General features: G+C 31.5%; 22 protein-coding genes. 19 read left to right on the top strand and 3 right to left on the bottom strand.

All coding sequences use genetic code 11. From position 1 onward, the window contains the following. Window positions 1–126: 126 nt before the first annotated feature. Window positions 127–942: a Cof-type HAD-IIB family hydrolase gene (locus HMPREF0446_RS05115; protein WP_006702465.1), complete on the bottom strand. Its 816-nt coding sequence runs from the start codon at window positions 940–942 to the stop codon at window positions 127–129. A gap of 117 nt (window positions 943–1059) precedes the next feature. Here HMPREF0446_RS05115 and HMPREF0446_RS05110 point away from each other — a divergent pair, with 117 nt between their 5' ends. Continuing rightward, on the top strand, window positions 1060–1821 hold the full coding sequence (locus tag HMPREF0446_RS05110; protein ID WP_006702466.1) for an alpha/beta fold hydrolase: 762 nt from the start codon (window positions 1060–1062) through the stop codon (window positions 1819–1821). Window positions 1822–1825: 4 nt separating this feature from the next. Further along, window positions 1826–2143: a metal-sulfur cluster assembly factor gene (locus HMPREF0446_RS05105; protein WP_006702467.1), complete on the top strand. Its 318-nt coding sequence runs from the start codon at window positions 1826–1828 to the stop codon at window positions 2141–2143. 62 nt (window positions 2144–2205) lie between these two features. On the opposite strand, the gene HMPREF0446_RS05100 is transcribed toward HMPREF0446_RS05105, so the two are convergent. Continuing rightward, on the bottom strand, window positions 2206–2511 hold the full coding sequence (locus tag HMPREF0446_RS05100; RefSeq protein ID WP_006702468.1) for a hypothetical protein: 306 nt from the start codon (window positions 2509–2511) through the stop codon (window positions 2206–2208). Window positions 2512–2683: 172 nt separating this feature from the next. On the opposite strand from HMPREF0446_RS05100, the gene HMPREF0446_RS05095 reads away from it, so the two are divergent. The 17 genes from HMPREF0446_RS05095 (at window position 2684) to HMPREF0446_RS05015 (ending at window position 22253) form a co-directional block, all read left to right on the top strand. Next, window positions 2684–4018, top strand: a complete 1335-nt coding sequence (locus HMPREF0446_RS05095; RefSeq protein ID WP_020991377.1) for an MATE family efflux transporter — start codon at window positions 2684–2686, stop codon at window positions 4016–4018. Between the two features lie 17 nt (window positions 4019–4035). Further along, window positions 4036–5703 carry a formate--tetrahydrofolate ligase gene (locus HMPREF0446_RS05090; RefSeq protein ID WP_006702470.1) on the top strand — a complete coding sequence of 556 codons (1668 nt, stop codon included), beginning with the start codon at window positions 4036–4038 and terminating at the stop codon, window positions 5701–5703. 18 nt (window positions 5704–5721) lie between these two features. Next, window positions 5722–7611, top strand: coding sequence for an ABC-F family ATP-binding cassette domain-containing protein (locus HMPREF0446_RS05085; RefSeq protein ID WP_006702471.1), 1890 nt, complete (start codon window positions 5722–5724; stop codon window positions 7609–7611). Between the two features lie 18 nt (window positions 7612–7629). Next, the gene (locus tag HMPREF0446_RS05080) at window positions 7630–8574 is read left to right on the top strand and encodes a thymidylate synthase (protein ID WP_006702472.1); all 945 of its coding nucleotides are present in this window, start codon (window positions 7630–7632) and stop codon (window positions 8572–8574) included. Between the two features lie 18 nt (window positions 8575–8592). After that, entirely contained in the window at window positions 8593–9087 is a 495-nt protein-coding gene (locus HMPREF0446_RS05075) for a dihydrofolate reductase (RefSeq protein WP_006702473.1), read from the top strand. Next, window positions 9084–9740: a uracil-DNA glycosylase gene (locus tag HMPREF0446_RS05070; protein ID WP_006702474.1), complete on the top strand. Its 657-nt coding sequence runs from the start codon at window positions 9084–9086 to the stop codon at window positions 9738–9740. Before HMPREF0446_RS05075 ends, HMPREF0446_RS05070 begins: the two co-directional genes overlap by 4 nt. 12 nt (window positions 9741–9752) lie before the next feature. Then, on the top strand, window positions 9753–10727 hold the full coding sequence (locus HMPREF0446_RS05065; RefSeq protein ID WP_006702475.1) for a DNA/RNA non-specific endonuclease: 975 nt from the start codon (window positions 9753–9755) through the stop codon (window positions 10725–10727). Window positions 10728–10966: 239 nt separating this feature from the next. After that, entirely contained in the window at window positions 10967–13054 is a 2088-nt protein-coding gene (locus tag HMPREF0446_RS05060; RefSeq protein WP_006702476.1) for an SIALI-17 repeat-containing surface protein, read from the top strand. Between the two features lie 163 nt (window positions 13055–13217). Further along, window positions 13218–14099: an ATP-binding cassette domain-containing protein gene (locus HMPREF0446_RS05055; protein ID WP_006702477.1), complete on the top strand. Its 882-nt coding sequence runs from the start codon at window positions 13218–13220 to the stop codon at window positions 14097–14099. An 8-nt stretch (window positions 14100–14107) separates the two neighbouring features. Continuing rightward, entirely contained in the window at window positions 14108–14812 is a 705-nt protein-coding gene (locus HMPREF0446_RS05050) for a hypothetical protein (RefSeq protein ID WP_156902319.1), read from the top strand. A gap of 11 nt (window positions 14813–14823) precedes the next feature. Continuing rightward, window positions 14824–15390: an AMIN domain-containing protein gene (locus HMPREF0446_RS05045; protein WP_006702479.1), complete on the top strand. Its 567-nt coding sequence runs from the start codon at window positions 14824–14826 to the stop codon at window positions 15388–15390. A gap of 169 nt (window positions 15391–15559) precedes the next feature. Next, the gene (locus HMPREF0446_RS05040) at window positions 15560–16360 is read left to right on the top strand and encodes a LicD family protein (protein ID WP_006702480.1); all 801 of its coding nucleotides are present in this window, start codon (window positions 15560–15562) and stop codon (window positions 16358–16360) included. 4 nt (window positions 16361–16364) lie between these two features. Further along, window positions 16365–17183 (top strand): LicD family protein, encoded by an 819-nt coding sequence (locus HMPREF0446_RS05035; RefSeq protein ID WP_006702481.1) that lies wholly within the window; start codon window positions 16365–16367, stop codon window positions 17181–17183. Window positions 17184–17368: 185 nt separating this feature from the next. Beyond that, window positions 17369–18847, top strand: a complete 1479-nt coding sequence (locus HMPREF0446_RS05030) for an oligosaccharide flippase family protein (protein WP_006702482.1) — start codon at window positions 17369–17371, stop codon at window positions 18845–18847. A 3-nt stretch (window positions 18848–18850) separates the two neighbouring features. Further along, complete coding sequence (locus HMPREF0446_RS05025; RefSeq protein ID WP_006702483.1) at window positions 18851–19837, top strand: glycosyltransferase family 2 protein; 987 nt, start codon at window positions 18851–18853, stop codon at window positions 19835–19837. A 176-nt stretch (window positions 19838–20013) separates the two neighbouring features. Further along, entirely contained in the window at window positions 20014–21702 is a 1689-nt protein-coding gene (locus tag HMPREF0446_RS05020) for an ABC transporter ATP-binding protein (protein WP_006702484.1), read from the top strand. Between the two features lie 170 nt (window positions 21703–21872). After that, window positions 21873–22253: a type II toxin-antitoxin system HicB family antitoxin gene (locus tag HMPREF0446_RS05015; protein ID WP_020991375.1), complete on the top strand. Its 381-nt coding sequence runs from the start codon at window positions 21873–21875 to the stop codon at window positions 22251–22253. Between the two features lie 42 nt (window positions 22254–22295). On the opposite strand, the gene HMPREF0446_RS05010 is transcribed toward HMPREF0446_RS05015, so the two are convergent. Beyond that, on the bottom strand, window positions 22296–22856 hold the full coding sequence (locus HMPREF0446_RS05010; RefSeq protein WP_006702486.1) for a class I SAM-dependent methyltransferase: 561 nt from the start codon (window positions 22854–22856) through the stop codon (window positions 22296–22298). Window positions 22857–22922 lie beyond the last annotated feature (66 nt).

The raw sequence follows: 22922 nt of genomic DNA, 5'->3' as shown, positions 1-22922 counted from the left end.
TTTTTACAGGCAAACTTCGAGACCAAGGCTCGAAGTTTAGCCATGAGACTCGCTTAGCTAGGCTGCTGGCGGCCTAGCCAACAAAGGGAATTTTTTCTTCTTAAATTTTGTAAGAGATGGATTCAGTTAAGCTTCTAAATTAAAATAATTCATCAAGTAATGAGCTAATCCATCTTGATCATGTGGTAATGGGGTAATATCATCAGCGATTGCTTTTAGGCTATCAATGGCATTATTCATCGCAACACCGTGCCCAGCAAATTCAATCATTTCTAAGTCATTATCTTCATCACCAAAAGCTAAAACATCTTCTGTTGGAATTCCATAATAACGAGATAAATGTTGGATTCCTGTAGACTTATCGATACCATAAGTGACGATTTCTAGGCAAGGCATATCGCCTCCCCAAGTACGAACATCAATCGTGTGACCATAACGTTGCTTAATTTTTTCTTTAATGAAAGGTTGCTTTTCAATACTAGAAAAAACGGTAATAGCTGTTGGCTTTTCTAGTAATTGCGTATCTTTTTGTAATAAGATAGGTTGTTGATCTTTTGGATAGTAAGGTGAATCAGGAATATTTTCAATGGTAGCATATAAATGATGCTTTCCTTCAACCATGAAATAATCACATTCTAATTCTTTATGAAAATCTAACATGTCAAAAACGATTTCTTCATCTAATGTTACGTGAAATTCTCCTTGCCAATTTTCGTCATTTGGAATATGGCATAGCGCACCATTGAAGTTTACTAGCGGTCCACCTAATCCTAATTCTTCATATAAATGTTTTGAGCTTCGATAAGGACGCCCAGTTACAATGGCAATTTTATGCCCAAGTTCTGTTAAACGATGTAAGGTTTGAATTGTAATGGGGTTAAATTCTGATTGGCCATTTAATGTTGTTCCATCTAAATCTAGTGCAATTAATTTTGGTTTCATTATTTCCTCCTATAGTAATCTATATAATCGATTTGATTGACGACAACTTGTCATTTAGTTACAATAACCTTGTAAGTATACCATATTTTTAAGAGAATATGAAAGAAGAGGTTAGTTATGATTATTATTCAAGAAAAAAACATTGAGCAAATTCCAATTTTAGAAATTGTTCAAGAAGAAAATAAAGATAAAATGATCCCAACAGTTGTTTGTTATCATGGTTGGACTGGAAGTAAGGAAAATTGTATTCACTACGGAGCAATGCTTGCGAAAAATGGTATGCGAGCAATTTTACCCGATCAGCTATATCATGGAGAGCGAAAAACATCTGAATTAAATGGCTTTGAATTATGGGAAATTATTGGGCAAAATGTTAAAGAATTTCCAACATTAGTCGGAGCTTATCAAAAAGAAAATTTAGTCGATAATAAAATTGGAGCAATTGGTTTCAGTATGGGTGGAATGACAACTTACGCATTATTAAAACATTTTCCATTTTTATACGCTGCAGTTAGTTTAATGGGGAATGCAGATCCAGTTGAATTTGCAAAATGGTCGCTTACTTCTACTTGGATGAAAGATAAACCAGCAGTAGAATTAACTCCTGATTTAATGGATAAATATATTCCAATGTTACAAAGTTTATCATTAGCAGATAATCCTGAAACAATTGCAGGTCGTCCAGTATTAATTTGGCATGGACTAGAAGATAAAAAAGTTCCATATGCATTAAACCGTGCATTTTACGAAAAGATTAAAGATGAACCGTATGCGGGTCGTGTGAAATGGATTGAAACACCAGAAGTGCCACACTTTGTTACGTTTAAAGCCATTGAAGCATCTGTAGAATTTTTAAAAGAATCATTAGTAGAGGAGTAATCGTATGAGTGAAACACCAGAATCAATGAAGGAAAAAATTTTAGAAGCGTTAGAAACAGTGATTGATCCTGAATTAGGAATTGATATTGTTAATTTAGGATTAATTTATGGAGTAGAGCTAAATGAAGAAGGACATTGCCAAGTAAATTTAACACTAACAACAATGGGATGTCCATTGGCTGATATAATTACAGATGAAATTCATCGTGCATTAAAGGAAATTGAAGAAATCAAAACGATTGATGTTAAATTAGTATGGTATCCAGCTTGGTCTCCAGAAAAAATGTCTCGTTATGCGAGAATTGCATTAGGAATTCGATAATGAAATAAAAAGAAGACTTAAAATCATCAGTGGATTTTAAGCCTTTTAGTTTGTCATTTTATTTAATCTTCACCAGGTCGCATTGGTCGTTTATATTTACTTTTCGATTCTTGACGAATGACTGTTTGAGGACTCTTTCTTCCAGAGTTATACGTTTTAAAAATTTCTTGCATTCGTTGGTCATCAAATAATTCAAGATTTTTGTCGACAAAATGCATGGCATCTTGCTGCCAGTCTGAATGATAATAATTAAATAGTTCTGCAACAGCCATTCTTTTGTCTGTAGCACTTCCTTGGAAGTTAGGATCTGTAATTTCTGCTAAATATTGTTGCATTTTTGCAATTTTTTCTTTATCAAATTCAACCATAAATCTTCGCCTCTTTTCGTTTGTATTGTAACATAATTTGTAGGGCTAAAAAAGAGAAATGTTACCGCTATTTTTAGAGAGTTTATAAATTTTTCTGAGGGTATCACTGTTATATTATTGTATATTTTAGTATACTATAAAATTGAGTATGTATATAGAAAAGAGGAGTAAAATGGCGAAGGATATGACATCTGGAAATCCGATGAAATTAATTTCTCGGTTTACCTTACCATTATTAATAGGGAATGTTTTTCAACAATTTTATAATATGGCAGATACTTATTTCGTTGGTAGATACATTGGGGTACAAGCACTTGCAGCTGTTGGTTCAACCGGGAGTATTGTATTTTTTATTATTGGTTTTGCCATTAGTATGACCGCCGGATTAGCAATTCCTCTTGCCCAAAAATTTGGGGCTAAAGATATGCAAGGAGTAAAAAGAAGTTTCTATGTTTCTACTTTAATTTCTATAGGAGCTTCGATTGTGTTGACGACATTCAGTATGCTATTTTGTCGTCAAATATTAGAATTGATGCAAACTCCTCCAGAAATTATTGACTATGCTTATGAATATTTAATGGTCATTTTTGCAGGAATTTTTGCTCAAATTGCTTTTAACTTATTATCAAATATTATTCGAGCTATTGGAGATGCAATTACGCCGCTATATTTTTTAGTTTTATCTTGTATTTTAAATATATTATTAGATTACGTATTTATTGTTCATTTTAATATGGGTGTTGGAGGTTCTGGATTTGCAACTGTAGTAAGTCAATTATTCTCTGCTATTTGCTGTTATATTTATATTAAAAAGAAAATTCCAATTTTACATATTGAAAGAGAGTCATTACAGTTTACAAAAGATTTCTTATGGCATCATATAAATATTTCATTCCCAATGGGATTTCAATCCTCTATTATTGCGATTGGAACAATCACGGTTCAAATTGTATTAAATCGTTTAGGACATGAAGCTGTAGCTGGCTATACAGCTGCACAAAAGATTGACCAATTAGGAATATTACCAATGATGTCATTTGGAATTACAATGGCGACTTATTCAGCTCAAAATTATGGAGCAAAATTATATGATCGTATTTGGAAAGGTGTTAGAGATTGTATTAAACTGTCCCTTACGTTTAGTTTTTGTGTAGGCTTTATTTTAATTCTATTTAGTCCACATTTTATGAGAATGTTTGTAGGTGTAGGGCATGAATCGGTAGTGGAATATGGCAGACTTTATATTTTAGCGAATTCTTCATGCTATGCTATTTTGTCTTTATTATTTATTTATCGTTATACATTACAAGGGGTAGGAAAAACTGTGATTCCAACCATTGCAGGAATGATGGAGTTAATGATGCGTGTGTTTGCAGCATTAGTGTTAACAAAAGCTTTTGGCTATATAGGGTTAACAACGGCTAATCCTTTAGCGTGGTTTGGTTCCTTAGTTCCATTAGCAATTACTTATTATGCATTTAAAAGAAAATTTCAACGTTATAGTTAATTAGAGGAGGGGTATGGATGAAATCAGATATTCAAATTGCTCAAGAAGCTGTTATGAAACCAATTCGTGAAATTGCTTCTAGCATTGGCTTAGAGGAAGAACAAATCGAGTTTTATGGGAAATATAAAGCTAAAATCGATGTGAACCAAATTTCTAAAGAAAGAAATGGTAAATTAGTGTTAGTAACAGCTATGAGTCCAACTCCTGCTGGAGAGGGAAAATCAACCGTTACGATTGGATTAGCAGATGCTTTAACGAAATTAGGTAAAAAATCCATTATTGCGCTTCGTGAACCTTCATTAGGACCTGTAATGGGTATTAAAGGAGGAGCTTGTGGTGGTGGCTATGCGCAAGTTGTTCCGATGGAAGAAATTAATTTGCATTTTACTGGAGATATGCATGCATTAACTTGTGCTACAAATGCATTAGCTGCATTTATTGATAATCATATTTATCAAGGAAATGAATTACAAATTGATAGTAGAAGAGTCATCTGGAAAAGAGCGGTTGATTTAAATGATCGAGCTTTACGACAAGTCATTGTAGGATTAGGTGGTCCAATTCAAGGAGTTCCTCGTGAAGATGGATTTGATATTACGGTTGCGAGTGAAATGATGGCTATTTTATGCTTAGCAACAGACTTAAAAAACTTGAAACAACGATTAGAAAACATTGTAATTGGCTATACTTTTGAAAAAAATCCAGTTACTGTCAAAGATTTAAACGTTCAAGGGGCTTTAACATTATTACTAAAAGATGCGATAAAACCAAATTTAGTTCAAACCTTAGAACATACGCCTGCCATTGTTCATGGTGGACCATTTGCTAATATTGCACATGGATGTAATAGTGTAGTTGCGACAAATGCTGCTCTAGCTCTTGGAGAAATTGTTGTAACAGAAGCTGGATTTGGAGCTGATTTAGGCGCTCAGAAATTTTTAGAAATTAAAGTTCCCCAATTACAAAAAGCACCCGATGTCGTTGTCATTGTGGCGACGATTCGTTCGCTTAAAATGCATGGGGGAGTTTCTCTTTCTGGATTAACAGAAGGAGAAAATTTAGAAGCTTTAGAAAAAGGGTTTGCTAATTTAGAAAAACATATTGAAAATATGACGGAACATTATGGACTTCCAGCAGTTGTTGCATTAAATGAATTTGTAACAGATACCCCACAAGAAAAAGAATTAGTGCAAACTCTTTGTCAGAGAAAAGGGATTTCTTGTATTTTTACTTCTGTATGGGAAAATGGTGGAAATGGTGGAGTAGCATTAGCAAAAGAAGTGTTACACTTATTAGAACATTCAACATCTCAATTCCATTCAATCTGTGAAGAGAATAGTACGATTGAAGAACAACTCGAAGCTATTGCAACTAAAATTTATGGAGCAAGTTCTGTTCAATATACAAAAGAAGCAAAATTACAATTAAAACAGTTAGAAAAAAATGGTTGGAATCATTTGCCAGTTTGTATTGCGAAGACGCAATATTCCTTCTCAGATGATGCGACTTTATTAGGAAGACCAACAGGATTTAAATTAACAGTTCGATCTCTTGTTCCTAAATTAGGGGCAGGATTTGTTGTAGCTTTAACGGGGAATATTTTAACAATGCCAGGACTGCCAAAAAAACCAGCTGCATTAGAGATGGATGTATTAGAAGACGGTAGAGCGACCGGTTTATTTTAATCATAAAAGGAGAGTATTATGAAAGATTTTCGTGTAGATCATTTGAAAAAAACATATGGTGCTAAAACATTATTAGCAGATGTTTCGTTCATTATTAATGAAGGAGAACATGTCGGCTTAATTGGTCAAAACGGTACAGGAAAAAGCTCGCTATTAAATATTTTAGCCGGAATAGATGAAGCAGAAAGTGGTACGATTACTAGTTCAAATGATTTTAGAATTGGGTATCTTTCACAAAATCCTTCTTTAAATCCTGAACATACGGTATTTGAAGCCATTTATGAATCAGACAATTCATTATTGAGATTAGTTCATGATTATGAATGGAGTGTCGAACAATTACAACAGCATCCACAAGATGAAAAATATTTAAAACAATTTGAAGCATTGGAACAAAAAATGAATCAAGTGGATGGCTGGCAATATGAAGTGAAAATAAAATCCATTTTACAGCACGTGGGAATTGAAGATATTCATCAACAAATTTCTACTTTATCTGGTGGACAAAAGAAACGAGTAGGTCTTGCCAAAGTTTTAATGGAAGAGCCGGATTTATTATTATTAGATGAGCCGACAAACCATTTAGATATGCAAGCCATTCAATGGTTAGAACAATATTTAGCTTCATACAAAGGTTCCTTATTATTAGTAACCCATGATCGTTATTTCTTAGAACGTGTCGTTGACCATATGTTTGAATTAACTCAAGGGAGAATTGAAGCGTATGATGGGAATTATCAATCTTACTTAGAACAAAAATCTCAACGAGAACAAATTGCGCAAAAGATGTCTCATAAACAGCAACGTTTATATCAACAAGAATTACAATGGATGAGACAAGGCGCTAAGGCAAGAACAACAAAGCAACAAGCAAGAATTCAACGTTTTGAACAATTAGAAAAAGAAGTGAAACAAACAGATTCTAAAGAATCGCTAGCCATTCGTTTTGATCAAACAAGAATCGGAAAACGAGTATTTCAATTAAAAGATGTCAGCTTACAAATTGGAGATAAGTCAATTGTTCGTTCATTAGAGTGGATTATTCAAAGCCAAGCCAGAATTGGAATTGTTGGAGAAAATGGAGTCGGAAAATCTACATTCCTAAATGCTCTTGCTGGTCTATACCCATTTAGTGAGGGAGAAATGACTGTTGGAGATACGGTTCGCTTAGCTTACTATAAGCAACAAGATGAAGATATTCCAATGGATAAGCAATTAGTGCAATATTTAAGAGAATATGCCGAAGAAGTAAGACAAAAAAATGGTGAAGTAGCTTCGATTACAGAATTACTAGAAACATTTTTATTTCCTCGCTATATGCATGGAGCATTAATAGGAACGTTATCAGGTGGAGAAAGAAGAAGATTATATTTATTACGCCTACTAATGACGAAGCCAAATGTCTTATTACTCGATGAACCGACGAATGATTTAGATATTGATACATTAACCGTTTTAGAAGATTATTTAGAAGAATTTAATGGCGCAGTCATCGTAGTTTCTCACGACCGTTATTTTTTAGATAAAACAATGGATCATTTATTTGTCATTAAAGGACAAGGAAATACAGAATTGTATTATGGTTCTATGAGTGATTTCCTAGAAAAACAAGGGGACGTAACAGTAGAAGAAACTAAAACAGTAGAAGTTCCAAAAGTGACAGAAACCCCAAAAGCTTCCACACCAGAAAAAGCTAAAAAGATGACATATCATGAGAAAAAAGAATGGGAAGAAATTGAAGAAAAAATCGCTGGATTAGAAGAATCCATTGAAGAAATTCAAGAAGAAATGAACCAACAAGCACAAGACTTTGCCAAATTACAAGAATTACAAACACAATTAGAAACATTAGAACTAGAATTAGCTAATTCCTACGAAAGATGGGAATATTTAGCTGAATTGGTTTAACAGTAGGGAGCTCATCAGATGAAACAATATTTAGAATTATTAGAAAAAATTAAACAAGAAGGAATCGAAAAATCAGACCGTACTGGTACAGGGACAAAGAGTATTTTTGGTTATCAAATGCGATTTGATTTAACAAAGGGATTTCCAATTTTAACGACTAAAAGAGTTCCATTTGGACTTATTAAAAGTGAATTATTATGGTTTATTAAAGGAGATACAAATATCCGTTATTTATTACAACATAATAATCATATTTGGGATGAGTGGGCTTTTAAACGTTATGTAGAGTCTCCTGATTATACTGGAGAAGATATGACAGATTTTGGTCGTAGAAGTTTACAAGATCCAGTTTTTAAAGAAGTGTATGAAAAAGAATTAGAAACATTTTGCCAAAGAATTTTAAATGAGGATGACTTTGCTGCAAAATATGGAGAATTAGGAAATATTTATGGTTCACAATGGAGACATTGGAAAACGACTCAAGGAGAAACCATTGACCAATTAGCGCAAGTGATTGAAATGTTGAAGACATCTCCTGATTCAAGAAGATTATTAGTATCTGCATGGAACCCAGAAGATGTACCAAGTATGGCATTACCTCCATGTCACACAATGTTTCAATTTTACGTTGCGGATGGCAAGTTGAGCTGTCAATTATATCAACGTAGTGCAGATGTCTTTTTAGGTGTGCCATTTAATATTGCGAGTTATGCATTATTGACGCATTTAATTGCTAACGAAGTCGGATTAGAAGTTGGAGAGTTTGTTCATACATTAGGCGATGCGCATTTATATTTAAATCATTTAGAACAAGTGGATCTTCAATTAAGCCGTGAACCTTTTGAGTTACCACAATTAGTGTTAAAACATCCTGAAAAATCATTATATGATTTAGAAGTGGCAGACGTTGTATTAGAAGGATATGAATGTCATCCAACGATTAAAGCACCGATTGCTGTTTAATTAAAAGGAGGAAATTGCATGTTAATTTATATTTGGGCACAAGATGAAAATGGTGTGATTGGTAAAAAAGGAGTTTTACCATGGCATTTACCAAATGATTGGAAATTTTTTAAAGAAGTTACATTAGATCAAACGATTGTAATGGGACGCAATACTTTTGAAGGTATGGGGAAGAGATTATTACCAAGAAGACATAGTATTGTTGTTTCCAATGTTGAGGATTATGATGCTAATGGAGCAGAAGTGATTACAGATGTTGAAACGTTAATTGAAGATGCAAAACATGAAGATATTTATATTATTGGTGGAGCTGTATTATTTGATTCTTTAAAACATCAAGTGAATACACTTTATTGTACAAAAATTCATGAACAATTTGATGGGGATACGTATTTTCCAAAAGATTTTCCATGGGAAAAATTTGTAAAAGTCAAAAGTATGGATGGAACTGTGGATGAAAAAAATATTTATCCACATACCTTTGAAATTTATCAAAAAATTGAGGATGAATGATGACGACTTGGAATGAAATTTTAGCAGAAGAAATGCAAAAAGACTATTATCAGGAGTTACAAGCTTTTGTTCAAAAAAGAAGAGCAGAAGTCAGAGTATTTCCTGAAGAAAAGAATGTTTTTAATGCTCTAGAACTCACGCCATTTGAATCGGTGAAAGTCGTCATTTTAGGACAAGATCCTTATCATGGATTTGGACAAGCTCATGGATTAAGCTTTTCTGTTAAAAAAGGAATTCCACTTCCTCCATCCCTCAGAAATATTTATAAAGAATTACAAGAGGATATCGGGGGAAATCTTCCAACAGAAGGAGATTTATCTCATTGGGCAAAACAAGGAGTATTATTGTTAAATACCGTTTTAACAGTAGAAGAAGGAAATGCGAATAGTCATAAAGGAATGGGATGGGAAAGATTAACCAATCGTCTCATTGAGTCTTTAAATGAATTGCCTCATCCAGTAATTTTCATCCTTTGGGGTAAACCAGCTCAGGATAAGGAAAAACTGATTACAAATTCGAATCATGTTATTTTAAAAGCTCCGCATCCAAGTCCGTTATCTGCTTATCGAGGTTTCTTTGGAAGTAAACCATTTAGTAGGGTAAATGACGTCTTAATTCAACAAGGACAAACACCAATTCGTTGGACGGAATAAAAGGAGAATGATATGAAAAATCGTTTTTTTAAACTCTTTCTTTTATGGATGACCTCTTTAACATTCGCTGCTTGTTCGGCGAATACTCAAAAAGGAGTCCAAGAAGAAACAACCACCACAACCGTTCAGATTGATAAATCTCATAATTTACCAGAATCTCTTTTACCTTTTAAAAGAGAAAAACAAATGGTATTAGGAGAATTAGATACGTATAAGCGTTCAACTCAAGCTCATATCCAATTACGATATGATGATAAACCAACAGAAGAAAGAGACAGTAGAATTAATGTAGATCCAGTAGGATGGCATAACTTTAAGTTTCCAGTAGATTATACAGGGAAAGAAGCTTGGTTCATGAATCGTGGTCATCTAGTAGGTTATCAGTTTAGTGGACTAAATGATGAACTTAGAAACTTAACACCTATGACAGCATACTTAAATACAGGAAGTATGACAGGAACAGACGAAAAAAATCCTGCAGGAATGTTATTTTATGAAGAGAAATTAGCTGCATGGTTAAAACAAAATAAAAATGCATGGCTTGACTATCGAGTAACGCCACTTTATACAGATTCAGAATTAATTCCACGCCAAGTAGAATTACAATATGCTGGAATATCTGCTAATGGAAGATTGATTCCGATTCAATTTAGTAGCTCACTTGAAGAAGTCAATGAAGATGGAACAACTAGAGTCATTTTAAATAATGATGCACCGAATGGAACACTTGACTATCAAACAGGTTTAGCTGAACCAACTATTACAAGTGAGGCTCAAGAAACAACTCAGAGCGAACCTCAAGTAACTACTAAAAGTACAGCAAAAAGAAAAAATGATCGTACAGTATATGTAGCAAATGAAGGAAAAGCAACGGTATATTGGTATAACAAAAAAAATATGCCAGCAAAAACAAATCAAGCTAAAGTAGTTGAAATGAGTGAATCCCAAGCAAAAGCACAAGGAAAGACTCATGCTGGAAAAGAATAATGGAAATATACTATCTAGTGTTAGAAAAGAAAACAGAAATTTTGTAAAAGTAGATTTTATGATTAAATTTATTTAAGAACATATATGAAATAATTTAGAAGAAAAAGATGAGTATTGTCGTCTTTTTTCTTTTAATCTAAGAATGTTAATTTTTGAACATAAAGCCTTTACATTTAGATAATATTGGATTATTATTATGTTAATTATGGGGAATTAGGGTGAAAAAGGAGAATTATACTGTGAAAAAATTATCTACTAAAGTAAAAGGACATGGGTATTTAAAAAAGACTAAATTAGGACTAGTCAGTGGAATTATATTAGCATCTTCTTTGTTTGTTAGTCTAGGAAGTAACACATTTGTATTAGCTGAAGAAACTAATACAAATTCGACAGAAAATGTTGCTCCTAAAGAAAATAATGAAACAAAAGATAAATTTGTTCGAGAAGAAACAGTCACTGTTAAGGAAGCTGCATTGAAAGCGAAAGTTGAAGAAGTTAAAACATCTGGAGTTACTATTGAAGAAAAGCCAGCTGAAGTAGTTGGAGCAGCAAAAACAGAAACTGAGGAAGATTCTTTAAAGAAAGAGGCAGAAACTAAAGTAGATGAACAAATTAAAGCTCTAGAAGAAGCGAAAAAAGAGGAATTAGCAAGACAAGAGAAAGCAAAAGAAGTTGAAGTGTTAAAAAAATATTTTATAGAAAATAAACAAAAGAAAAATCATTTAATTACTCACTTAATTTCAAGAGATGCAGAGAAAGATGGAGATAAAACAAAGATATTTTCTGATTTTAGTTCAAATAAAGGAGATGTTTATTTTGTAAATGTAGATACTATAGATTTAACTTCTAAAGATACTATACGAGATATGGGAAAAAATAGAGTAACGAATAATGCCAAAAAAATTCATACAAAGCTTAATACAAATAATGGTATCCAAAATACTGATGCGTATATTTTTAAAGTTCGTAACGGAGAAACGATTTCTTATAATGTAAAAATGTTAGAAGATAGTTATTTAAGTAAAAATTTTGGAATAGATTCAATTTCAATAAAAAGAACTTATAATTTTGGATTTACAAACCAAGCTAGATATTATGATGTTTTAACTAATAATTTAACTGAAACAAATTATATTTTTACAAATATCGATAATTCAACAAATCCAAATTCAGGTACTCCTCATGTTACTACAGAATATTTATATAAAGATAAGTTAGGGAAGGCAATTTCTTTAAAAGAATTGTACATCAAAGTAATTAATGATGGTATTTTTTATAAAAATGAACTTTTAAACTTTGAAAATATATCTGATGAAAGTTTAAAACAACCAGAATCTGTTGAGAGATTCTTTGCTTCTAAAAAATTGGATTCAACAGGATTTTCTGTAATAGAAACTGCTGAGGGTGGAGTAGCAAAAACTATCAATTATCGTTTGAATGAAAAATTATTATCTTCAATTTTAGAAAGAACTTCTCTTACTTTAGTTAAAAGTAAAATATTAGAAAATGTTGACTACAAAAAGTTAATGGAACCTGTATCTGCAAATTATCATTTAGTAACTTATAAAAAACTAATTGATACTGGAGTTGTACAACAAAAATTTGTTGATGAAAAAGGGAATGAAATTGCTCCTACAATTACTAGTGAAAAAAGTGATAAAGGATCTACAGTTGCTGTAACAACTCCTCCAAAGGAAATCACTTATAACGGTCAAACTTATTTGTTACAAGAAAAAAATATTCCAAATAATTTAGTAATTGAAAAAGGAATTAATTCAGTAACTTTTAGTTATAAATTACAAGTTGTTACTGATAAAGGAAGACCAGAATCTCTAGAACTAAAAGAGTTTAACGGTGGCGTAGTACCGAATGAAGCACCAAATTTAGAAGTTCCAGAATTTAATGGTGGAGTAGTCCCAAATGAAGCACCAAAACTCGAAGAATCAGAATATACTAAACCAATAAGTATGAAAGGTGAACCATTAGTACAGCCAGAATTACCTGCATTTGAATTAAATAATGAAAAACAAAAATCAGATGTTGAGGCGCCTAAACCTCAACAGAAAGAACAAACTAAAAAATCTACATTTGATAAAACTTCTAAAAAAACTGAAAATGAAGTTCAAACTTCAAGTGAAAAACCACTGCCAGCAAAGCAAGAAAAAGAAGTAGTTCATCAAGCAGAATCTGAAAAGGTTGTTTCAAATAAACAAGTTCTTCCAAATACAGGTATGTCGGATACTAGTTTATATTATACAATTAGTGCTAGTGTTATGAGCTTATTAGGTATGATGAGTTTAAAATTCAAGAAGAAAAATATGAAATAAATTTTAATAGTATCGAATAAGTATTCATCCAAATAAATAAGAAATCAAAGACTTTTCGAAGTAGCTAGTTGACTTCGGAGAGTCTTTTTTTTCTTGTAATATTCATAAAAAGTGATAGTATTACATTTATAGTATTAAATTTCTAATATAACGAGGTGAATACATGAGTCAACCTTTAATCGAAGTGAAAAATATTCATAAACGATATGCAAAATATCATGCGTTAGATAATGTATCGTTTAATATTTATGAAGGTAGAATTTGTGGATTAATTGGTGAAAATGGAGCAGGGAAAACGACATTAATTCGTATTATTTCTGGACTAATTAAACAAGACTCTGGAGAAATTGTTGGACTAAAAGGATGTAAACTAAGTTCAATTGTGGAAGCACCAGCTCTTCATTTGAATCTTTCCGCTTATGATAACTTACACTATCAATTATTATTATGTGGAGAAAATCCTTCTCATGAAAAAATAGAGGAAGTATTAAATTTAGTAGGGTTAGCCGATGTGGATTCAAAGAAAAAAGCCAAAGATTTTTCTTTAGGAATGAGACAACGATTAGCGATAGGGTTGGCAATTATCGATTCACCCAAATTATTAATTTTAGATGAACCAATTAATGGATTAGATCCGAAAGGAATTAAAGATATTCGAGATATTCTAGCAACTTTAAAAAATGATTTTAATATAACGATTTTAATTTCCAGTCATATTTTATCTGAATTAGATCTTATTGCAGATGATTATGTCATTATGAGTAAAGGAAAAGTTATTCAAGAAGACTCAAAATTAGCTATCTTATCTTCATTGGCCAAAAAAATTATTGTTTCAACAGCAACAAATCAAACAGCGATTGAAATTTTAACATCAAATGATTGTCAGTGTACTCTTTTACCTGACAAAATCGAAGTGAACCATACATCCCTTACGATTAATCAGATGATTGATCTATTAAGAGAAAATCAGATTGAGATTTTTGAGATTTATAAGGAACAAGTTTCTTTTGAAGAATATTATTTTAATTTGGTTGAAGGAAGGTAAGCGTAATGATGTCAAATTTTAAAGCAGATATTTATAAAATTAGAAAAGAAAGAGTCTTTTCTGTCTCACTTTTACTATGTATTTTATTAGAATTCTTATTTACATTTGTGATGAGAGAAAAGAGTGGGGATACTGGAGTTGTCATCACTTTATCGTCTTCGACAGTTTTTCTACCATTATTTTTTATTGCAGTGGATTTATTCGTTTGGGGAGAAGACTTCGTATCTAGAACCATTAATACACAGATTATTAAAGCTAGTAGTCGTTTCTCCTTATTTATTTATAAAGTTGTGACGACGGTTTTATATTCAACAGCGCATTTATTCGTTGCTTATTTATCTGTAGCAGTATTTAGAGGGATTTTTGCAGATAGTATTTCTCTATCGGCAGTGTGGAATATGGCAGTATACCAATATCCTTATTATTTATGTATTATGTTCCTATCTATTTTCATTTTCAATTATGTAGATAAGGTAAGTTATGCGCAATTAATTTATATAGTGGTTGTCATTTTGTTTGATAATTTAATGAGTTTTTCAATGGAAAATGTGATTGACCCTGAATTGTTAAATCACTTTTTACTTTTTAACCAATTAAAAGCCATTACAGGTAGTGGAGACTTTTTAACGCCATCTGTTATGATTGCACTCATTTTTAGTGTCTTATACTTTATTTTTAGTTATTATTTATTTAGTGAACGAGAATTTAAATAAGGAGAAAGCTTATGAAGAAAATTTTACCATTTATCGTTTTTTTCCTAGTTATTGTAGCTTTTGCATTTTATATGACTTATAGCAACGCAAAAACGGATTTTGATTTTTCTCAAACTTGGGAATTACAAGAAAATGCGAAACAAAAAGTAGAAATTTATGGAACAGAGCAAAATGTGGAATTATCGATTGTACAAACTTCTAATCCTCAAACAAAAGTAACTGTATCAGGGAAAATCTCAAAAACTTCAGTGAATACGATTAAAGATACAAAATCAAACGAAGAAGGATTGTATATTCCAATCTCAAAACATGGGTTTCGATTATATACTTCTCAATTTGGAAAAGATACATTAAAAATTACGGTTGAATTAGCGAAAAATGCTGACCCATATGAAGTATTTTTAGATACCGTTAGTGGGGAAGTCAAAGTGAATGTTCCTCAAACATTTGATGGGAAATATGACATCATGTTGAATAATGGAGCTAAATTAACAGAAAAACCTGAAACAAAAGAAACAAGTGCAAGTGTCATTAAAGTAGATGCTTATACAGATGTAACGATTGTAAAAGGAAAATAATTTAATTGAAAGAGCCTTTTGAAGTGACCCCAAAAAGTTAGACTTTTTGGGGTCACTTCACATTTAATTTTTTTACTGCAACTTTTTCAAATAAACCCTTGTGTATTTATTGTTTTGCACGGTTGTGCTATAATCATCAAGGAATATCTGAATAAAAGAGGATTTTTAAATGAAAAGATTAACGACAGAAGAAGTTAAACAAAGAGAATTAGCTATTCTTTTAGCTGTGGATGAGTTTTGTAAAAAAGAGAACCTTCATTATTTTCTTAATTATGGGACATTAATTGGTGCAATTCGTCATAAAGGATTTATTCCATGGGATGATGATATTGATATTATGATGCCAAGAAAAGATTATGAACGTTTTAAACATGAATTTAAGTCAAGCCAATATGAGATTTTATCATTAGAGAATAATGTAGATTACTATAATAACTTTATCAAAGTAGTCGATAACCAAACAGTCATTACGGATACAAGAAATCGTAAAACTTATAAGAGTGGAATTTTTATCGACATTTTCCCGTATGATCGAATAGATGATTTAAAAGCAGTGGATAAAACTTATCAGTTAGAAAGTTTCAAATTATTATCATTCAGTAAGCATAAAAATATTGTGTACAAAGATAGTTTGATAAAAGATATCATTCGTACATTTTTCTGGACCGTATTATTGCCTGTGTCTCCAAGAAGATTTGCGTATAAAATTGAAGAAGTGATTCAACAATGTACAAGACCAAATGGAAAATATGAATGCTTATTAGCTTCTAAATTAAAAGAAAAAGAAGTATTTGAAGCAGGGATTTTCGATGAAGTGGTGGATGGAGAATTTGAAGGACATATTTTACCAATTCCAAAAGAATATGACCGTTTATTAACACAATATTATGGAGATTATTTAACATTACCTCCAATTGAAAAACAAACCAATCCACATGAATTGGAAGTTTATTTAAAAGAAGAGGAGTAGCATGATGCCAAAGTATTTAACAAAAGAAGAATTAAAGCAAACGCAACTAGATATTTTAAAATACATTGACCGTATTTGTAAGGAAAATGATATTCGCTATTTTGTCAGTTATGGAACATTATTAGGCGCTGTTCGTCATAAAGGATTTATTCCATGGGATGATGATATTGATATTTCAATGTATCGTTCTGAATATGATAAATTTATTCAAGCAGTTGAAAAAGATCAACATCCATATTACAAAATTTTAAGTAAGGAAACTTCTGATTGGTATTTCCAAAACTTCTTAGTAGTGACAGATGAACGTACGGTTGTAGAAGATCATATTAAAGTCGATCGTCATGATACAAGTGTATTCGTAGATGTCTTTCCAATCGAACGTTATGATGATATTAAATTAATCGATAAAGCTCACTTAATGGCAACTTTACGTATGATTGCATATATTAAATTACAATATGTTCAATATGGTGATAGTCAGTTAAAAGATATTTGCCGTAAAATCATGTGGTATGCGCTAAGAATCGTAAATCCACGTTGGTTTGGAAATCGTATTGATGCTTTAATTAAAAAATATCGTAAAGAAGATGGGCAATATGAAGGACTTGTCGGTTGCGGTAAAGATGGGCGAAAAGAAGTATTCCCTCGCGGAACTTTTGAAGAATTAATTGAATTACCATTTGAAGATATGATGGTTCCTGCACCAAAAGAATATGATGTATTTCTTTCTCAATTTTATGGGGACTATATGACGGTTCCTTCTCAAGAAGAAATTGATTATAAGAGTCATTTATTGCAAGCTTATCGTAAAGATAAACAATAATGGAGTTAAGTCTAAAAGAGGTTGGACGTTTATCCAGCCTTCTTTTTATGTCTGTTGAAGTGTAGTAGAAGAAGGATAGTAAGAACGAAAACTGCTCAATTCTTATGAATTGTTTAATATCTAGGATATTTGTTTCTATCTTTGCATGAATTTGCTATACTATCTCCAGTAAAATGAGGTGAATTATGAAAAATATTAAAGTAAATGCTATCGCAAACCTATTAATGCGAGTATTAAATATTGTTTTTCCACTAATTACAGGTCCCTATATTGCCAGAATTTTAAATAAAACAGAGTATGGGTATTTCAATATTACGAATACTTTCATCGGATTATTTATCCCTTTTGCAACGTTAGGAATTTATAATTATGGAATTCGAGCTATTAGTAAGGCGAAGGAAAATAAGCAAGAGATTAATCGAATCTTTTCGTTACTCTTTTATATTTCCTTATTCTGTACAGTTATAACAACGATTGTCTATTTTATCATTACTTTCCAAATGGAAGGTGCTCCCGTATTAAAAATATTGTATTACATTATGGCGATACAAGTATTTGCACAGTTTTTAAATATTGAATGGATGAATGAAGCATTTGAAAATTATACGTTTATTTTGTATAAGACTTTATTTATTCGAATCTTTATGCTTGTTTCTATTTTTACATTCGTAAAAACAGAGCATGATATAGTGCCGTATGCCTTTTTAATGTCCATTGCGACACTGTTAAATTATTTAGCAAGTTTCTTCTGGATTAAAAAAGAAGTCCACTTTGTTGGCGTTCAATGGAAAGATGTTAAAGCAGTCATTCAACCGTTAATTGCTATCCTTTTATTAGCAAATGCAGGGATGCTTTATACGTATTTAGATCGAATGTTTTTATCTTCCATTGCTTTACCAGAATATGTATCGTATTACACAATTGCTCAAACATTAGTATTTTCTATTTCTGGAGTTATTAGTGGAGCTGTGAGTGTTAGTATTCCAAGACTTGGATATTATTTAGGAATTAATGATAAGAAAGCCTATGATGATTTAGTCAATAAGGGCGGTAGAATTTTTATGTTCTGTATTACGCCGTTAAATTTTGGATTAGCTATTTTAGCAAGTCATGCGACTGTATTATATGCAGGGGAACAATATTTAGATGCTAGCTTTAGTGTGTTCCTATTTGCGCTTCGTTCTATTCCATGGGCAATGGCATTAATTTTAGAAAATCAAATTATTTTTGTACAAGGCTATGAAAATAAATTAACGATGTTCTACTTTATTGGTGGAGGATTAAACTTAGTATTGAATTCTATTTTAGCTGCTGTCGGTATTACAAAACCAGAATGGTATATTTTAACAACGATTGTTGCTGAATTATTAGTAATTGCATTAGATATCTTATTAATTAATAATAATAAGTTAATCGATTTAAGAAAATTATTTATTCATGCTGGTAAATACGTTCTCTATTCATCAGGATTTTTCATTATTTATGGATTAATTTCTTGGATTCGTCCAATTGAAATGGTCGTGAATGGGGCATTGCTCATCAATATTTTTGTAACAATTGTTAGCTGTGTCATTTATTATGTAGTTTTATTAGCACTTGTCAAAGATGAAATTTTTTATGAAGTGATTCATGCTGTAAAAAATAAAGTATTGAAGAGAGGATAAGCTATGAGTGAATTAATTAGTGTCATTGTACCTGTATACAATGTCGAACAATATTTAGAAAAATGTGTTCAATCGATTCAAACACAAACTTATTCAAATTTAGAAATTTTATTAGTAGATGATGGTGCAACCGATTCAAGTGGACATCTCTGTGATGAATTAGCAAGTCAAGATGAGCGAATAAGAGTCATTCATAAAGAAAATGGAGGCCTGTCTTCAGCAAGAAATGAAGGACAAAAAGTGGCTCAAGGAAAGTATGTGTTATTTGTAGATTCTGACGATTACATTCATGAAGAAATGATTGATTCCCTTTATCAGCAACTCATTGCTGAAAATGCAGATGTTTCAAGTTGTAATGTTATGAATGTTTATACTACAAACCAAACTCCTCAATGTGATCGAGAAGATTTGTATTTAGTATTGAATAGGGAAGAGTTTTTAAGAGAATATTTAATTGGACAAAAAGTCCCAGGTACGATTTGTAATAAATTAATCCGAAAAGAAATTGCTGATAAGATAGAATTTCCAGTCGGAAAAATTTATGAAGATGCATTTTATCACTATCAATTAGTGCAAATTGCTGAGAAATATGTCGTTAATACAAAGCCGTATTATTATTATTATCATCGACAACAAAGTATTACGACTAATCCTTATCGTGAACGTGATTTAGTGTATATTACGATTTATCAACAATTTTACGATTTAGTAAAACAACAATTTCCGAAATTGGAAGAAGAAGCATTCTTTCGATTATCGTACGCACATTTTTATATTTTAGATAAGATGCTAGTGGAAGATGATTTTGAAACTTTAGCAGATTATCCAAGAGTGCGTCACTACTTGAAACAACATGCCTTTGAGATTGCGAAAAATACTATTTTCCAAAAAGGAAGAAGAATTGCTGCTTTAGCATTAAAAATCAATATTCATCTTTATCGAAAATTGATGCTGGCGAATATGGAAAAAAATAAGAAAATTCATGATTAATGAAAAAACGAAGACTTTTGCGAGTGCAAAAGTCTTTTTTTAAATATTAAAACACATAAAATTAAAAAACATTAGAAAAATTAATAAAAGATTAAAATTTCAGTTGACAAACATTGAAATAATGATATTCTATAGTCAATATCTAACGATATACAAAAAAGAGTGGAGGTAATTCTATGCAAAATTTGATAACAAAAGAAGTTAAATTAAAGATGATTCCATGGTTGTTGATTGGTATTGTGGGGAGCTTACTAACATTAGGAATTCCTTATTTAGTACAGTCATTATTAGATAATGGAGATGGGAAAAATATTTTTCAAAATGTTATGCTCATTGTTGCACTTCTATTTATACAGTTAGTATTATCCTTCAGTGCCCATTATGGGTTATTAAAAATTGGGGAAGATATTGTATTTGATTTTCGGATGAAAGCTTATGAGAGTGTTCTTTATAACGAACAAGAAGCTCAAAAAAGAAGTGGAGAATCAGCTGGTGAAATTATTGAAGTGAGTAAAAAATTAAAAAACTTTATCGTTTTCCAATTACCAACTTTTATTCAAAGTATTGTGACGATTGTAGGTATTTTAATTTTCTTGTTTATTTTAAATTGGAAATTATCTGTTGTCATTTTATTAGGAATTCCTTCAATCTTTTTAATCTTAAATCCAATGAGTAAATTAGTTTCTAATATTAGTCAGTCTGAACAAAAAGTAACCATCAAAGTGATTGGACAATTAGGAGAGTATTTTAGAAATCGTATATTCTTTTTAGCGAATAATGCTATAGAACAAAGTAAACAAAAGATGAAAGAGTCATATTTAGAATTGTATCAACAATCTGTAAAATTAGGATTCTTTGAAGCGTTAATGCAGCCTTTTTCATTATTTTTTATAACGATTGTATTAAGTTTCATTTTCTTATTTGGAGGCTTATTACTTTCTAGTGGTGAGATGACGATTGGAATATTTATCTCATTTTTAATTTACATCTTCATGTTATTAACACCTGCAAGTTCTGTCGGTAGTTTTTTAGGCGAATTATCTAAATTACAAGGATCAATGAGTGATTTATTAGAATTGATTCGTAAACCAATTACATCTCAACAAAATACTGGAGAAGTGATTGATTTATCAGATGTAACAATCCAATTATCAGATGTTTCATTTGGTTATGAAGAAACAGAAGTATTAAATCATATTTCAATGGAAATTCATTCTGGTTCAACCGTAGCGATTGTTGGCCCATCGGGAGCAGGAAAGAGTACATTGTTAAGTCTTTTATTAGGAATGATACAACCAACTAATGGACAAGTTTGCATTGATTCTATTGATTTAAGTGGAGTGAATCTACAAGAATATAGAAATCAAATTGGATATCTTGCACAAAATGAAACATTATTAGCAGGAACAATTTTAGATAATTTAACGTGGGGATTGAAGGAAATAGTTAGCACAGAAGCTATTAATCAAGCTTTGAAAGATGCTGAAATCTATGATTTTGTAACTGCATTACCTCAAGGAATTCATACAAATGTATCAGAATTAGGGGATAATTTTTCAGGGGGACAACAGCAACGGTTGGCATTTGCTCGTATTTTATTAAGAAATCCAAAATTAATTTTCTTAGATGAAGCAACTTCTTCATTGGATAGTATTTTAGAACATAAGATTATTCAAACACTAGAACAGGAATATCGTCATCTAACAAAAGTCATGATTGCTCATCGTCTATCAACGGTTCAAGATGCCACTCAAATTTATTTCCTAGAAGATGGAAAGATTACTGGAGTAGGAACTCATTCTGAATTATTAGAATCACATCCTCACTATCAAGAATTTGTAAAAAAACAAATGATTCATCAATAACGAGTAAAATATAAGTCTAGTGCAAATGGTGATGCTATTACATCTGCACTAGGCTTTTTACTGTATTGCATTGGAATTATTTGACATAATACGTGTGATGCGTATGATAATTAATGTAATGAGATAGAAATCTTGTTATCTTTTAATAGGATGTAGAGGTGAGTGAAAGTATGTTGAAATCGTATCCTGCAATATTTCATAAGGAAGATGATGGTAGTTTTTGGGTAGAATTCCCTGAATTTCATGGTGGAACACAGGGGGATTCGCTTGAAGAATCTATGAAAAATGCGAAAGAAATGTTAGAGAGTGTGTTAGCATTGTACATCGATGAGGGAAAGGAGTTACCAACTCCAACAGATATTAATACTTTAACAGTAGAAAATGGATTTGTTAGCATGATTCTTGCTGATCCAACTCCCTTTATAAGAAACAATAAGGCAATTCGAAAGAATGTTACAGTACCTGAGTGGCTAGTGAGACTTGCAGACCGTCAAAGTATCAATTACTCAGAAGTTCTTACACAAGCATTACAGAATCAGTTAAAAGTATAAAGAATAAATTGAAGAAGACTTTTGCGATGGCAAAAGTCTTTTTTATCTTTTTCTTTCTATGACAAAGCAAATAGGTGGTTGGTTTTGTTGGTTGATAAATTGATACTGCAACACTGTCCATTCATGTTGATCTAATGTCGGAAGAAACTTTTGTAATTGAGATAATTCTGTATCTCCACCTTCATGTCCCCAATAACAAACTAATACAATGCGACCGCCAATCGTTAATTGCTCCATAATAGTTTCAATCGCACGGATTGTTGAGTCGGGAGTCGTAATAATCGATTTATCACTTCCAGGTAAATATCCTAAATTAAAGATGGCAGCTTGAATCGGTTGTTGAACATAAGTAGATAGATTTGCATGGGAGTCACAAATGAGATGAATATTTTCTTTTGTGTCTAGTTCTTGAATTTTTTCATTTGTACGAATTAATGCTGCTTCTTGAATATCAAAAGCGAATACTTTTCCTTCTGATTGTACTAGCTTTGAAAGAAAAATAGTGTCATTTCCATTTCCCATTGTTGCATCTATCACGCAGTCTCCAGGCTTGATACATTCTTGTAATATGGAATGGCTGAATTTTTGGGCGTTTTGAATCATATTTAGAACTCCTTTACCAAATCTTTAACATTTATTACAAAAGGTTTACGGTTGTTAAGAGTATAC

It is taken from the genome of Granulicatella elegans ATCC 700633, from assembly GCF_000162475.2.
GTDB lineage: Bacteria > Bacillota > Bacilli > Lactobacillales > Aerococcaceae > Granulicatella > Granulicatella elegans.
Note: the sequence above shows the minus strand (reverse complement) of the source record. Positions and strands in the feature narration are given on the sequence as shown.

Excerpts from the sequence above, each read along its gene's own strand:
- HMPREF0446_RS05115 (WP_006702465.1), bottom strand. The coding sequence starts at position 942 with ATGAAACCAAAATTAATTGCACTAGATTTAGATGGAACAACATTAAAT.
- HMPREF0446_RS05110 (WP_006702466.1), top strand. The coding sequence starts at position 1,060 with ATGATTATTATTCAAGAAAAAAACATTGAGCAAATTCCAATTTTAGAA.
- HMPREF0446_RS05105 (WP_006702467.1), top strand. The coding sequence starts at position 1,826 with ATGAGTGAAACACCAGAATCAATGAAGGAAAAAATTTTAGAAGCGTTA.
- HMPREF0446_RS05100 (WP_006702468.1), bottom strand. The coding sequence starts at position 2,511 with ATGGTTGAATTTGATAAAGAAAAAATTGCAAAAATGCAACAATATTTA.
- HMPREF0446_RS05095 (WP_020991377.1), top strand. The coding sequence starts at position 2,684 with ATGGCGAAGGATATGACATCTGGAAATCCGATGAAATTAATTTCTCGG.
- HMPREF0446_RS05090 (WP_006702470.1), top strand. The coding sequence starts at position 4,036 with ATGAAATCAGATATTCAAATTGCTCAAGAAGCTGTTATGAAACCAATT.
- HMPREF0446_RS05085 (WP_006702471.1), top strand. The coding sequence starts at position 5,722 with ATGAAAGATTTTCGTGTAGATCATTTGAAAAAAACATATGGTGCTAAA.
- HMPREF0446_RS05080 (WP_006702472.1), top strand. The coding sequence starts at position 7,630 with ATGAAACAATATTTAGAATTATTAGAAAAAATTAAACAAGAAGGAATC.
- HMPREF0446_RS05075 (WP_006702473.1), top strand. The coding sequence starts at position 8,593 with ATGTTAATTTATATTTGGGCACAAGATGAAAATGGTGTGATTGGTAAA.
- HMPREF0446_RS05070 (WP_006702474.1), top strand. The coding sequence starts at position 9,084 with ATGATGACGACTTGGAATGAAATTTTAGCAGAAGAAATGCAAAAAGAC.
- HMPREF0446_RS05065 (WP_006702475.1), top strand. The coding sequence starts at position 9,753 with ATGAAAAATCGTTTTTTTAAACTCTTTCTTTTATGGATGACCTCTTTA.
- HMPREF0446_RS05055 (WP_006702477.1), top strand. The coding sequence starts at position 13,218 with ATGAGTCAACCTTTAATCGAAGTGAAAAATATTCATAAACGATATGCA.
- HMPREF0446_RS05050 (WP_156902319.1), top strand. The coding sequence starts at position 14,108 with ATGTCAAATTTTAAAGCAGATATTTATAAAATTAGAAAAGAAAGAGTC.
- HMPREF0446_RS05045 (WP_006702479.1), top strand. The coding sequence starts at position 14,824 with ATGAAGAAAATTTTACCATTTATCGTTTTTTTCCTAGTTATTGTAGCT.
- HMPREF0446_RS05040 (WP_006702480.1), top strand. The coding sequence starts at position 15,560 with ATGAAAAGATTAACGACAGAAGAAGTTAAACAAAGAGAATTAGCTATT.
- HMPREF0446_RS05035 (WP_006702481.1), top strand. The coding sequence starts at position 16,365 with ATGCCAAAGTATTTAACAAAAGAAGAATTAAAGCAAACGCAACTAGAT.
- HMPREF0446_RS05030 (WP_006702482.1), top strand. The coding sequence starts at position 17,369 with ATGAAAAATATTAAAGTAAATGCTATCGCAAACCTATTAATGCGAGTA.
- HMPREF0446_RS05025 (WP_006702483.1), top strand. The coding sequence starts at position 18,851 with ATGAGTGAATTAATTAGTGTCATTGTACCTGTATACAATGTCGAACAA.
- HMPREF0446_RS05020 (WP_006702484.1), top strand. The coding sequence starts at position 20,014 with ATGCAAAATTTGATAACAAAAGAAGTTAAATTAAAGATGATTCCATGG.
- HMPREF0446_RS05015 (WP_020991375.1), top strand. The coding sequence starts at position 21,873 with ATGTTGAAATCGTATCCTGCAATATTTCATAAGGAAGATGATGGTAGT.
- HMPREF0446_RS05010 (WP_006702486.1), bottom strand. The coding sequence starts at position 22,856 with ATGATTCAAAACGCCCAAAAATTCAGCCATTCCATATTACAAGAATGT.